This is a genomic window from Halorubrum sp. GN12_10-3_MGM (assembly GCF_005435235.1).
Classification (GTDB): Archaea; Halobacteriota; Halobacteria; order Halobacteriales; family Haloferacaceae; genus Halorubrum; species Halorubrum ezzemoulense.
Window position 1 is genome coordinate 1 of sequence record NZ_SGUB01000042.1, and the last position, 12,327, is coordinate 12,327.

At 60.3% G+C, this 12,327-nt stretch carries 10 protein-coding genes and 2 pseudogenes; 9 read left to right on the forward strand and 3 right to left on the reverse strand.

Translation table 11 applies throughout. From position 1 onward, the window contains the following. Together EXE47_RS17540 and EXE47_RS17545 are read left to right on the forward strand one after the other, a co-directional pair. A pseudogene (locus EXE47_RS17540) lies at positions 1-118 on the forward strand (IS630 family transposase); the annotation flags it as partial. Between the two features lie 18 nt (positions 119-136). Continuing rightward, positions 137-1,567, forward strand: a complete 1,431-nt coding sequence (locus tag EXE47_RS17545; RefSeq protein ID WP_241988296.1) for a hypothetical protein — start codon at positions 137-139, stop codon at positions 1,565-1,567. Positions 1,568-3,025: 1,458 nt separating this feature from the next. On the opposite strand, the gene EXE47_RS18570 is transcribed toward EXE47_RS17545, so the two are convergent. Further along, positions 3,026-3,196 carry a hypothetical protein gene (locus tag EXE47_RS18570; RefSeq protein ID WP_155120066.1) on the reverse strand — a complete coding sequence of 57 codons (171 nt, stop codon included), beginning with the start codon at positions 3,194-3,196 and terminating at the stop codon, positions 3,026-3,028. 524 nt (positions 3,197-3,720) lie between these two features. On the opposite strand from EXE47_RS18570, the gene EXE47_RS17550 reads away from it, so the two are divergent. Beyond that, on the forward strand, positions 3,721-3,924 hold the full coding sequence (locus EXE47_RS17550; protein WP_049933292.1) for a hypothetical protein: 204 nt from the start codon (positions 3,721-3,723) through the stop codon (positions 3,922-3,924). Positions 3,925-4,335: 411 nt separating this feature from the next. Further along, entirely contained in the window at positions 4,336-4,713 is a 378-nt protein-coding gene (locus EXE47_RS17555) for a hypothetical protein (RefSeq protein ID WP_241988297.1), read from the forward strand. 308 nt (positions 4,714-5,021) lie between these two features. Here the strand turns inward: EXE47_RS17555 and EXE47_RS17560 are convergent, their stop codons facing one another. Continuing rightward, positions 5,022-5,246, reverse strand: a complete 225-nt coding sequence (locus EXE47_RS17560; protein WP_004595499.1) for a hypothetical protein — start codon at positions 5,244-5,246, stop codon at positions 5,022-5,024. 94 nt (positions 5,247-5,340) lie between these two features. Here EXE47_RS17560 and EXE47_RS17565 point away from each other — a divergent pair, with 94 nt between their 5' ends. The 5 genes from EXE47_RS17565 to EXE47_RS17585 all read left to right on the forward strand — a co-directional run bounded on the left by EXE47_RS17565 (position 5,341) and on the right by EXE47_RS17585 (position 11,969). Further along, positions 5,341-5,679, forward strand: coding sequence for a DUF6516 family protein (locus EXE47_RS17565; protein WP_199237921.1), 339 nt, complete (start codon positions 5,341-5,343; stop codon positions 5,677-5,679). Positions 5,680-5,703: 24 nt separating this feature from the next. Next, positions 5,704-6,153, forward strand: coding sequence for a hypothetical protein (locus tag EXE47_RS17570; RefSeq protein WP_004595501.1), 450 nt, complete (start codon positions 5,704-5,706; stop codon positions 6,151-6,153). Between the two features lie 200 nt (positions 6,154-6,353). Beyond that, positions 6,354-7,175: a hypothetical protein gene (locus tag EXE47_RS19130; RefSeq protein ID WP_241988298.1), complete on the forward strand. Its 822-nt coding sequence runs from the start codon at positions 6,354-6,356 to the stop codon at positions 7,173-7,175. 101 nt (positions 7,176-7,276) lie between these two features. Further along, positions 7,277-8,434 (forward strand): hypothetical protein, encoded by a 1,158-nt coding sequence (locus tag EXE47_RS17580; protein ID WP_137703993.1) that lies wholly within the window; start codon positions 7,277-7,279, stop codon positions 8,432-8,434. Beyond that, entirely contained in the window at positions 8,427-11,969 is a 3,543-nt protein-coding gene (locus tag EXE47_RS17585) for a UvrD-helicase domain-containing protein (RefSeq protein WP_137703994.1), read from the forward strand. The genes EXE47_RS17580 and EXE47_RS17585 overlap by 8 nt, the downstream gene beginning before the upstream one ends. A 75-nt stretch (positions 11,970-12,044) precedes the next feature. On the opposite strand, the pseudogene EXE47_RS19135 reads toward EXE47_RS17585, so the two are convergent. Continuing rightward, positions 12,045-12,200 (reverse strand): annotated as a pseudogene (locus tag EXE47_RS19135) (RNA-guided endonuclease TnpB family protein); the annotation flags it as partial. Between the last annotated feature and the right edge of the window lie 127 nt (positions 12,201-12,327).

A 12,327-nucleotide genomic window follows, 5' to 3' on the forward strand; every position in this document is an offset into this window, starting at 1 on the left:
TGAGAGCGAAGCGGAATTCAAAGACCTCGTTCAGGAAACTTTTGAGAAAATAACGAAACGCGTCAGCTTCGCAAAGAAGTGGTGTGAACAGTTCCTTGACTTTCGAATGTTATCTTAATCATTATACCCAACCGGGATGGATCCGGCGTCGCTTGGCTACCCCACAGCCCACGACCTCTCCCAGACTGTCGGGGCAATCGACCGGACGGAAACGAGTGTGGATTTGCCGGTTCGTGACCCCCACATCATCCCGGCTGATCCCGACGCTGACACGGGGGCGCTGACAGCCGCTCACAGGTGGCCTGTTGGCGACGCGAACACGCTTCGCGGCGAGGGTAATGTTCTCGATCCTGTCCCTGAACAAAACGCGGTGTATCCACCCCTCTCGCTGTTCGGATTCATCCCCACAATCCACCCGTCACAACACCCCGCCGCGACGGGCAACATTGGGGGGCTGGTGAACGACGCCAGCACCGCGATGGACATCGACCCACAGGAGATCGAAGACCGGATCGAAGAAGGGGATTATCGCGAGTTCACTGGGAGCCACAACCCCCTCTGGAACCTCGACCTGCGCGACCTTGGACTCACGCCCGGATCCCGTGGGAAAAACCCCTTCGGTCACTTCGGTGAATCGGAGAACTACTTCGTCGTGATCGACGACGAAACTGCCTACTGCCACAAGCGGGAAGCACTCTATAACTTCCAACACTTTGCCCTCTGTGACATGGGCAAGCGCGACCCGAAGGATTCCGCGAGTGGTCAGAATCTCGATGATTTGGAGTACCTCCATCTGTGGACCTACGCTCGCCAGAACAACCTCGTTCCAGAGCACACGCCCATCCCGCTGAAGGGGCTTGTGGGATACGCGATCGAGAACGATTATTGCGAGCCTGACGACCTCGAACAATTCGGCGGGGATAGCGATGATTCCGACGATAATTCGGACGAACAGAATACCGACTCACCGGGCGGGAACAAAGCTGGGAAGCGCAACCTCAAGCTCCCGGATGATGTCTACTTCCCAGTTCTCAAAAATATCGAGGACACGACAGGATACACGCCCGCACGCCTCGCGGACAGTAGTAGATCTGGTGGTGACTCGGGCGGAGATGCGAGCGGTTCGACAACACCCTCGGTCGACACAGAAGACGTTGCGTTCGACAGCATCCACCGGAAGTATGGCCAGCCGCTCATCGGGGACGACATGCCCGACCCACTGAAGCAGTTCCTCCGTCGCTACACCAACACGGAAGACGAGACGATCACGACCGACACCGACGAGACGGTGTTCGTTCCGAAGGCCGAACTCCGTGATGCGTTCAACTCATGGGCGCAAATCTGCCTTCGACACATTCGTAACAGTACTGATACGTCGGTGGATGACGTGGCGATCCAAGAGTACGCGCCGGGTGCGTTCACCGGGCCGCTGAAAGCGCAAGTCGACGTCGAACTGAAGGAAGGTCGGCCGCGACTCAGTAGCGGTGAGCGTGAACGTGTGTGGTTCGGTATCGAGCTCACCGACGAAGGCTCGACCCTTGCGGAACTCGAGGGGAAGTTCGCGTAGCCAGAGCAACCAACGTATTCCTCGACCAAATTTTATTGGCAGTCTCTTTCTCGAACCAACCAGATATTTTATACGAACATAGCGCAGGGAGTTGACGCATGATTCTGATCTTCCTGCCGGGCTAGAGTTGGTGGTCTTCGTCGCTAGCTTAGATGGTACCTGTGAACGTTGCGACGACACAGAACTGATGGGTGTCTCAAACAGACGGGGCTCGCAGTAGTTGCTATCTGATCCATAACTCGAGGCAGCAATTCAGCCGAAAACACCCCCTTGGACCACTTCCCAAAATCGCAAGACGGCACGGGTGGTCCGGGGGGTCCAGCATGTGGGCACCAGTTATTGTTTTCTTAGTCAATTCGGCAGTAATGAACTACAAGCCATATCTACTGTTATTTTCACCAATATCGCTAAGGAATAACGCATATTTGAATTTGTGAAAATAACCAGACGTAGCGGGTGGTCCGGGGGGTAGTCAGTATATCCGGACCCCCCTTGGACCACTCCACAAAACCGCATGAAGGCAGCGGTGGTCCGGGGGGTACAGTACTGTGATTTCTGCCTTTTTTCCACAATAAAGTATACTATTTCAGATACATCGCCGCTAAAGACTGAAAATAAGCATACGGGGTGGGATTTACCACAATTTGAGGGGGTGGTAACTCACCCCCCTTGGACCACCTCACAAAACCGCAAGACGGCACGGGTGGTCCGGGGGTCATCACACCAAAATCACTGCTCAATCAAATATGACTCGCTCGCATACCTGAGCGTGTTCTAGAAAGCCGTTTCAGCCGGTTTCCGAGACCGACTTATTTTCACCCTCTCAGAACACCCCCATTTTGACCCGGTACGTCTGTGATATACCGGGTAATACCCCCTCTGGGTGGGGGTGTTCAGGCCAGAAGGCCAAGAGTAAGATGCCTGATACAGCAGGCAACCGGGATCACCCCAGCAGTCCCCTGAAGGGGACATGAAGAGACAGGGTCTCAGACAGAAGCACCACCAGCTGGTCGACCACCAAGATCGAGACTGACCGCAGAAGGCAGTCGGCCAGCAAGACGGGGACACCACTACACGGCGGTCGACACTGCCACCGCCTCACCAACACTGTGTGACTCACGAATCCTCTCAGAATCTCGAAATAGCCTCAGCACACTCCCCCGCGGGTCAGGTAGACCCCGGACGCAACACGACTCGTCGTCTCGACGACCGCGATCGTCTCGGTAGACTTCCCATCTCCTGACGGTCGATGACCACCACCGGGACAGTCCCCTTGAGGACCAGTCGACTGCCGTCGACACACTCCTTGATCCACAGACGAGAGACTCCCTCAACACACCGACTGTCGACCAGTCTCTCACCGCCGAGTCGTGGCTCTGGTCGCTGTTTCAGGAACCTGATGAGTCAGCCGATGACAAGTCGACCGCAGACGCCGACCGGCTGTCACCATCGCCACGATCACACGCCGTGTGGAACGGCTTCGACCCCGGCGGGATTCTCACCTCCGACGTCGGTGACCGACTCCACTGATCCCCTCGTCCGGGTGGGCTTGTCGATGCGACTCGACTCGTCGATCTCGACTCGCGGCGTCTCCCGACCGAGGGTCACGACGTGGTCACCAATCGGCATCGACACCGCCTCTCCTCGAGGCCACAGACGCGGCGACCAGTCGCCGCTTCACCATCGGTGGTCATCGGCTCGGATCCGACGATCAGGATCCACAGCGAGGTAGACCTCTCAGTATTCTGACTACGACGCCGTCGGCCGTCACCAGCGACGGATCGCCACCACCACAGACACGGCAGGTGACCGCTTCGAGTCTGACAGCCGACGGGGACCGAACGGTGTCGGGTCCACCCCACCAACAGTGGTCGCGACCGACACGCCTCGAGGGCAGCTGGCCGTCGCACCGCTGGGTGGGTTGCCCCCACCTCGACGACTCCCTCTTGGCGGGAGTCCTCGCCAGTATCCCCACCGAGAATCTCTCAGCAATCTGGTATACAGAATGGCGTCCACGAGCCACCCACCTTCGGTGGGGCCTCGTTCTGTCTCAACACGGTGAGACGACACCGTCTCAATCCAGACGGAGTGTCGGCAGGCCCCAACCCAGTGATAGCATTATTTCGGTCGGGCCAGCGATGAGGTTTCCCAAGATGAATACGCTTCTCGCACTCGTCGTTTTCACCGTCTCGTTCGGCACCGCAATCGCCCTGCTCATCGGCATCGTCTTCGCTGCTCTGTTGTCGATGAACGCCCGGAGTGGATCGGAGGGGTGCGACTTCTGTTCGAGTGACGCCGCGACTCGTCTCGGGGGTGGTGACGTGGCGTGTAGTGACTGCAAACGCCGGGTCCTCTGACCGGCTTCTTCGCGGGGGTCGAGACCCCCTTGCTACAGCCCGGTGACTGGTGGGTTTGTTGCGGCAGATAACGGAACCGCAACCAGCCTGTAGTGGAGACAGTCGATCAGTCGGGTTTGTTCGGGGTCGATCTCGGGGTCGATTTCGGGGGGTTACCAGTGGGGGAAACTCTCTGTGACTCCCCACTCGTGGTGGCCCCAATGGGACGACTGGTTGTGACGTTAGCAGTAACTACTAACCCACCGTTCAGCACGGTGGCGAAGACACCGGCTACGGCCGAGTCTTGTCGGGGCTTCAGCTGGTGACATTATCTCCCCCAGCCGGAGACGAGGGTTTCCCCCGAGGGGGTGACCCGACCAACCGACTATGAGTGAAACGCTTCGCGGTTCGACGCCTCAGTCCGAGTTTGACTTGACGACTACCCTTGACGACGAGATCGAGTGTGCCTGTGAGGGCTGTCACGACGACGTCGACGACCAGCTGAAACTCCTGCTCGGGTGTGACGCCCGCGGGATGGTCGCTGACTACGGGACGGTCGGCTTCTGTTCGCTTGAGTGTGCCCGCCAGTTCGTCTCGGCGGGCCCGTACCAGTCGCTCGAGGAAGACCTGATCGTCTACACCCAGCAGCCGGTCGTCGCGACCGTCGTCCACAACGGCGAGGTCATCGAGGCCACGCTCGGGTTCGACGTCAAGGAGGCTATCGAGGCGGCCGCCGAGATCGTGGCCGACCTCGTCGACGACGTGGAGCTCTCGCCTGACGACTTCACCGTTGAGACCGAAGAACTATAGACAGCCGGTCTCCATTTTTTCTGCGCTATCGGACCGACGTGACGCTCTGGCCAGCTCGGTGGGCTCGACCACGCGGACAGCGACTCCGTGGTGTTCCGCTTGCGACCTCGCTCGGTCGACGCGGACGCATCACGCGAGTCGCTTCGCTCCACACGCGTTGCGCCCACGGACCAGTCGACAGCGGCGAGGTCGCTTCCGCACCCCCACTGACGGGCTGACAGTCGCGGGGCAACATTATCGCCCTCGTCCGGAGACGAGGGTTTGCCCCAGAGGGGGTGGCCTGACTGACCGACTATGACCGAAACGCTTCACGGTTCGACGCCACAGTCCGCGTTCACCTTGCGCTGATCGAGAGCGTTGAGGCTCCGTACAGCGTGGAGGGGTGGCTCGTCGCTCACGCCGATGAGTTCCGCTCGTTCACTTACGGCTTCCAGCCCCGCATGGAGTGAGGCCAGCCGGCGGATGCTATCCGGGCGCTCGATCAAAATACTCTGGAGGAGCTCGAACCGGTATATTTCCATCGGCGTGGACATGTCTGCCAGAAGTACGAGTATGGGAGTGTGACGCCTACTGTTGGTCCTCAAACCAATATACTTATTTTATTGGTCTATGTACCAATGAATGAGGATGGCCTCACTGACCGACGACGACCTCGATGGCGTGAGCGAGGGGCGAAAGTACCCCGACGGGGCTGTAGTCCGCGTGTTCTGTATGCGGACAGATCGCGATGCGTACCCGTCTGGGTGGGCCTACAAGCTTCATTACGGCGCAACGGAGCCGGACCCGCCCCGCACGCTTGATGATGGGACGATTCGTCGGTACGACAACTCGCACGAGGACACCAAAGGGCACGAACTACACGTCGCACCAGACCCTCACCCAGATAGCATCACGTTTCCCGGAATAGTCGAACTCTGGAAACGGTTCTGGAGCGAAATCCCGAAGTCCGAGCTCGAGGTCAAGTGAGGCCATCTCACCACGGTGATACCCATGAACGACACCACGCCGCCGCTGCACCCGATGGAGCGTGAACAGCTTCGGGCCGAATCAACTCTCGTCGTTACCGTGAACTCGTCCAGTGAGTTCCACGGCGACATCACCGACGGGATCGAGGCGCTCAAACGAGGCGACGCGGTGGATTTCACACCGACGCTCTCGTTCACCAGTTACGACGATCTTATGGAGACGCTGACGCCGCGTGTCCTCGATCTCATCGAAGCTATCCGCAGGGAAGAGCCAGCCAGCATCAACGAAACCGCACGGGTCGTTGACCGGGACGTGAAGAACGTCCACGAGGAACTCAGCCGCCTCGCCCAGTTGGGTATCATCTTCTTTGAGGAAAACGGTCAGAGTAAGCGCCCGGTCGTCTGGTTCGACGAACTCTTGATCAACCTCCCGTTCGATCCAGAGGCTGGCGACACGACGGCTGCCACGCCTTGACATCCTCTCTGCACTGAAGCGCGAGTCTTTCTCCGTGGTGCGGGGCCTACCTTTCACCGAGGCCTTCCAAATGGTGCCCCTGTCATGAGGTACCCACAGTCGAACACCACGACCAAAATGCCCCGACAGATCGGTCCACTTCCGCTCCGGGGCGAGAGACTTATATCCACCCTGTCGTACCCCATATCCTGATCTCGCTGATGTCGACAACGGACCTCCACACGACTGACGACGATGTTGCCTCGCAGATCTCGATTTACTGTGGCGAGGAAGAACGGCTTCTCAATCGTGCTGACCGCACAGCGACGCCGACAGAACTCGTGTTGGCGCCGACCGAACTCCACCAACGAAACCTCCAACGGCGACTGCGAGAGCGTACACAGCCACAGAATGCGTTTGAATTCGTCGATCCGAAAACCGTTGCGGAAGTACTGCTTGGAGTCGCAGACCCGGCCCCGACGAGCCTCGATCGCGTCGATCGCTTAGCGCTCCTCCAGTCGCTTCCGACGACGACACCGGATCAGCCATCGGGACTCCGTCCGTTGCTTGCTGCCCGTCGAGACGTCGGTCCCCAACAACTTGAGCAGATCCGTTCAGAGGTCGAATCAATGACGAACTTCCATCCGGATCGGATTGCGGCGCTGCGCGATGTCACCGACGAGTTTGCAGGCCCCATCGCGGACGAGGCGACCACACTGGTTGATGGTGGCCTCGCCGTCGAGACGTGGCTGCGCGACCAGACTGACAAAGCGGTCTCGAAGACGGCGCTCCTCAGACGGGCGACGCGTCGCCTCATCGGCGGCGACGAGGTGTGGACCGATTGCTATCCCGATATCGAGCGGATCTCGCTCGTCGGTGTGAGCAGCATCCCGGCACCAGAAGTTGACTTCCTACATGGTCTCTGTACAGCAACGACGGCAGATATCGAACTCCACCTCCGCCCCGGAACCAGCGAGTACCTCACAGCGCGACTTCCGGACCTATTGTCCATTGATTATCCCGGGCGAGAGGTGAATCTGTGACCCACGCCCACCGCACGGCACTCACTGGCGAGTTGCCAGCACCGTCATGTCCTGTTGTCGAATTGCCCGCACCGACGCGTCGCGAGGAAGCGCGTGCTGTGATGGCGACGATCAGCGAAGTTCGCGATCGTGGCGTGGACGTCCGCGATATCGTCGTCGTGGCTCGCGATCTTGATCCGTATGAACAGCCGCTGACCCGGGCAGCCATCCAGTATGGGGTGACGCCAGTATTTTGGACACAGTTGCGCGTAACCCGCACCGAACCATACGCGCTGATAGCGGCGCTTTGTACGCTCTTTGGCGCCGGCGACGTCGCTGCTGCAACGCTGTTGGAACCATTAGCGCAGCGGTGGGCACCACTCACGGATACAGCCAGCTGGCCACTCGAACAGTCGACGATCCAGGCCGCTCTTGAGGCCCTTCCCCCCGGGCATCGATCGATCGCCGAGTGGGCCGAGACGATACAGACACACACCACGGACGAGCGACTCACAACCTACTGTGACTGGCTACTGTCGCATGCCGAGCGCGAGCCAACGCCAGAGACAGTTGGAACGGTTCTGGGGGCGTCGATCGATGCGTATCGCGAGACGAGCGTGCCCGCCCGCAAGCAGGCTGACTCACCGGCGCTCATGGCGACGGAGACGGCCGCGCGAGCAACCGTCAGGGTCACTCGGCTCGTCGAGCAGGTCTCGCACAAATACGACGAATGGCTCGCAGACGGGACGGTCTCCCGATCGTGGGACGCTGTACAGGAGCTGTGTGAGCTGCTGGCGACACAACGCCCGGGCCGCCGTGAACACTCGAACGCCTGGGCCATCGACATTATGGAGGCAAACGACGTGTGGGGGCTGTCTGTCCCATTCGTTATCGCGGTCGGCGCGACGGCAGCCGAGTGGCCGGCCCAGACTGACAGCGTCGTTCCCACAGAGCTCCAGGAAGCCGTTCTCGCTGCGGCTGGTGAGACAGATACCGTTGCGCCGCGAACCGCGTGGGGAAACGGCCGTGATCGCGATCACTTCGCCGATGCGATGCGTGCCGCCGAGCGCGGCGTGATCGTGACGCGGTACACACAGACCGCCGACGGTGGTGTTGTGTACCCCTCGCCGTTTCTTGCGTCACTCGAGATGGAGACTGTCTCCGAGCAGGCCCGCACCCAACTGGTGAGCACGACACCGCAGCTTCCTGAGCCGATTGCCGCGCTCCTCTCTGCGAGTACAGATACCGTTCCAGCACCCACCAAGACACCTCATGAGTAACGACGACGACCCACGGATACTCCGGAACGCACAAGCAACGATCAGAGACAGATTCGTCGATGCCGAGTCGGGACTGTTTACCATGAACTGTGTCGCCGGTGCTGGCAAATCACTGACGATGCAGCGAATCGCGGCCGAAACCATCATTCGGCGGTACGCTCGTGGCGATCGGACACCTGCCCAGAGCGTGGCCGTCATGTCGTTTACCACCGATGAGGCGGCCGCGATCGGACCCGGTGTCTGTGAACACATTCGGGAGATTGTGAATCATAAGTTGATCCCCGAGGCAGCGTCACTCACCGAGTCAGATGTCGCGTATCTCGTGACGCGGGTCCGGCACGCACCGTTCATCGGTACTGTCGACAGCGTGTTGCGTGATGTCTTCGGAGAGCTGGCCACCGACCTGGGGTTCGAGGAGACGCCATCGATCGGGAATAAGGCGTTGCTGAAAACGGTTCACAACGCGTGTTATGACGCCGTCGCTGCCGATCCGGCCCACGAAGACGCGATCGCCGAGTTGGAAGCAGCATACCCGGATGGCCGCTGGTCAGCCACTCCTGCGGAGATGCTCACTGACGCCGTCAAGTACTGTCGCGATCAGCGACTCACCACGGCCGCCTTCGAACGCAAACTCCGTACCACACAAGAGGCAGTGTATCCCGGGGGACGAACCAGCAGTCGTGCGGATATCGTGACGACGATCGCAGACATCGTCGACGCCGACGCCGCAGCTGACACCGACGCGGCTCTCTCACCAGCGGAGTGGGACGACCTTGTGGCTGCTGACCAGCGCCTCTATGACGCATGGGAGGGGACGCTGACAGCGTTTGGTGACGTGCTTGAAGCGTACCGCGAGCAGTACCGAGCCCTGATCCGCGAGTATGGCGTGGTCTCTCACACCGACGTCGCCTTCTTCATCACCAGTGTGTTCAAGCGTGACTGGCCAGTCGATGGCGATGGGCCACCCACCGACCAGCACACAGCCCTTCGTCAGCGGTACCACGCGCGGCTCGATAGCGTGGTCATCGATGAAGCACAGGATGTCTCCACTATCCAACACGCAGCGCTGTCACAGCTTGTCACTCCCTCGATGCGCGTCCTCGCGTGTGGCGATACGCTCCAAAGCATCTACCGCTGGCGACATGCCGATCCGTCGCTGTTCACGAGCGCCTGTCGCGAGGGCCAGTATCTCGGTATCGACTGGGACACCCATGCGACGGTGACAGCCGCAACAACCTATCGTGGAACCCCGGACATCGCCGCCGGCATCAACACCATCATGCGGCCCGTCTTTGACGATCCAACTCGCGGGGGGCTCAATGATTTTGCGGCGACTTACCCCGGCCTCGACGCATCTCGGGATCCAACCGCCGACCCGAGCATCCACGTCACCGCGTTCACCGGTGGGGCAGCGCCCGACAAGACACGGTGGGTCAACCCCGACGGCCGCGCTGGCGAGGCGAACATCCTTGCGACGTACATCGCACAGGGCCTCGCTGATGGGACATTGACTGACGAGACCGGGTCGCCACAGTCGATAACCGTCGTCTTCAGAAAGCGAACGCGGATGGACGCGTACAAAGACGCGTTCAAGGCCGAAGGACTGACCGTCCAAAACGCGAGTTCGAGACTCTTTGCGTGTTCCGTGGTCAAGGCGGTCCTCGCCGTCTGTGACTGGCTCACTGCGCCGACCGATCGGGCCCAGACACGTGCGTTGTTGACTGACTCGCCGTTCGATTTCACAGCAGCCCACGACTGCTTCGAGCGGGCTGGGTACGACCTTGATCTCATCTGTGCGGCCGACGACCTCGACGCCGAAACCCGAGACATCCTCTGTGGCCTGCGCGATCTTCGCGATCAGCTGGGCCGGTTCCATCGCGTTCCAGCGTCGGTGTACCTGGAAGACATCATCGAGCAACTCGCGCTTCGAGCCGACCCGAGCGACCAGTTCACCGAGCTGCCGGCAGCACAACGAGTAGCCGCGCTCGACACGCTCACGAGCACCGTCGCCGACTGGGAAGCTGACACGCAGTACCCACCAGCTGCCCTCGGTGACCTACTTGCGCCGTTTCGGGCGGCCCCGAGCGAGGGGCCCGATATCCCGAGTGTGACCACCGATGCCGATGTCGTCTTTAGCACAGTTCATCGGCTCAAAGGCGATCAAGACGACGTGATTGTGCTTGCAACGCCGGGCTTCAAGCTCTGGGACACCGGCCCGTTCTCTCAGCGGTTCATGACGCAGGGTGGCGTTGCGGCGTTGGCCCCGCCGACGAACGTCGAGACAGCACCCGATATCGAACTGCCACCATTCGATGGGGGACTCTACACGCCAAGCGGTGACAGTCGCGATAAACAGGGTGCTGCATCACGCGATGTCGGGTTGCGGTGGGCGACCGAGCACTGGCTCGATGACGCCGACAGTGGGGCCCCGCACCTGCTTGGTCCAGACCAGCTCCAGTCAGTCGCAGCCAACGAGCGTGCGGAGGCGTGGCGACTCCTGTATGTGGCACTCTCTCGGGCACGTGACCATCTCGTCATCCCGCTTCCGAAGACGTTACCCGGCACGGCACAGCCGCGTGATCGCTGGCTCGATACCTTGTTTGAGACACTCGAGTTTTCGCCTGGACGGACACCCACGTATGCGATCGACGAGCCGTCCAGTGCCGGTGATTTGACGATTGGTGTGAATGACGTCGAGGGCCGTATGACACGCGAGATGTACGACACGACGCTATCGGTGACGGGCGCCGTCCCGCCTCGACGCGACCAGTTGGAGTCATGGGTCCCACGCTTTCTCGACCCGAGTACGGCCTATCCGTTGACTGACGATGTCGACGCCACCGTGGGTGCCCACCTCCTCGACGAGGCCATTCATACCGAAACTGAGGCGGTGGCCGACAGCCTCCCGATCACGTTCGAGACGCTTGGGCCAGAGGCCGTCGGGACCTGTCTCCACGAGGCATTACTCACCCTCATCGAGATGGACGTGCCGGACACCGAGATCGATGCGTGGAGCAAGCCCGTCCGAAGCGCACTTCGGGACGCGATGGAACAGATAACGCCGCAGTCGATCGAGATGTTGCCAGATACTGAGCGTGGTGGCCTCGTCAGCTTCTTCCACACGTCGGTCGTGTCGGACTTCCTCAACTCCGACCTGTGGGCCCAGATCCAAGCGGCGGAGGCGGTCTACGTCGACCACGATTTGAGTGGACTCGTGACTGCTGGGGAGGTTGAGGTAGAAGTTCATGGTGAGGCCGATATCCTCATAGATCTGGGTGGAGGCGAGTGGCAGTTGGCCGATCTCAAGATTGCGCTGACTGACGACGTCGACGCAACGCAACCGCGGTATGAACTCCAGATCGCCGCCTACGAGCACATCCTCCAGCAGGAACTCGGCTCAGCAGCGACAATTCACGCCAGTGTCGAAACGTTCGGGTGTGTCCGAAGGTCAGTGTATGGACAGTTCCCGCCCACGGTTCTTGCGCGCCGTGTTCGCACTCTCGTTGGGTCGGATGAGTCGATCTCCGGCTCGTAAACTACCCTACCCTACTCCCTCGGCGCTCCGCGCCTCGGTCCTTGAGGGTAGGGCTTTGATGTGGACTCCCGGCAATTAGTCGCCAGCAATAGGCTGGTGACTCTCACCGTTCAACGTCCCACCAGTCACACGCACGTCTACTGGTGCGTCTCCGCTCTCCGACTTGGGCGAGGAACGGAGTTTGTGTTGTCGCTTCCGAGCGTACCGCACGCCAATATTCTTTGCAGCGTTAGTACGTGTTTAGCCCGAACTGATTTCGCTGCTATCTCATAGAAGGCGCACAACTTAGCCTGTATGAACTGGCAGCAGAGGTTCGCGATGATTCTCAGGGATGGGCTCCGTCGTGGAGCCCATCCCG

Coding starts and splice junctions, on each gene's coding strand:
- EXE47_RS17545 (WP_241988296.1), top strand. CDS start 137: ATGGATCCGGCGTCGCTTGGCTACCCCACAGCCCACGACCTCTCCCAG.
- EXE47_RS18570 (WP_155120066.1), bottom strand. CDS start 3,196: ATGCCGATTGGTGACCACGTCGTGACCCTCGGTCGGGAGACGCCGCGA.
- EXE47_RS17550 (WP_049933292.1), top strand. CDS start 3,721: ATGAATACGCTTCTCGCACTCGTCGTTTTCACCGTCTCGTTCGGCACC.
- EXE47_RS17560 (WP_004595499.1), bottom strand. CDS start 5,246: ATGTCCACGCCGATGGAAATATACCGGTTCGAGCTCCTCCAGAGTATT.
- EXE47_RS17565 (WP_199237921.1), top strand. CDS start 5,341: ATGGCCTCACTGACCGACGACGACCTCGATGGCGTGAGCGAGGGGCGA.
- EXE47_RS17570 (WP_004595501.1), top strand. CDS start 5,704: ATGAACGACACCACGCCGCCGCTGCACCCGATGGAGCGTGAACAGCTT.
- EXE47_RS19130 (WP_241988298.1), top strand. CDS start 6,354: ATGTCGACAACGGACCTCCACACGACTGACGACGATGTTGCCTCGCAG.
- EXE47_RS17580 (WP_137703993.1), top strand. CDS start 7,277: ATGGCGACGATCAGCGAAGTTCGCGATCGTGGCGTGGACGTCCGCGAT.
- EXE47_RS17585 (WP_137703994.1), top strand. CDS start 8,427: ATGAGTAACGACGACGACCCACGGATACTCCGGAACGCACAAGCAACG.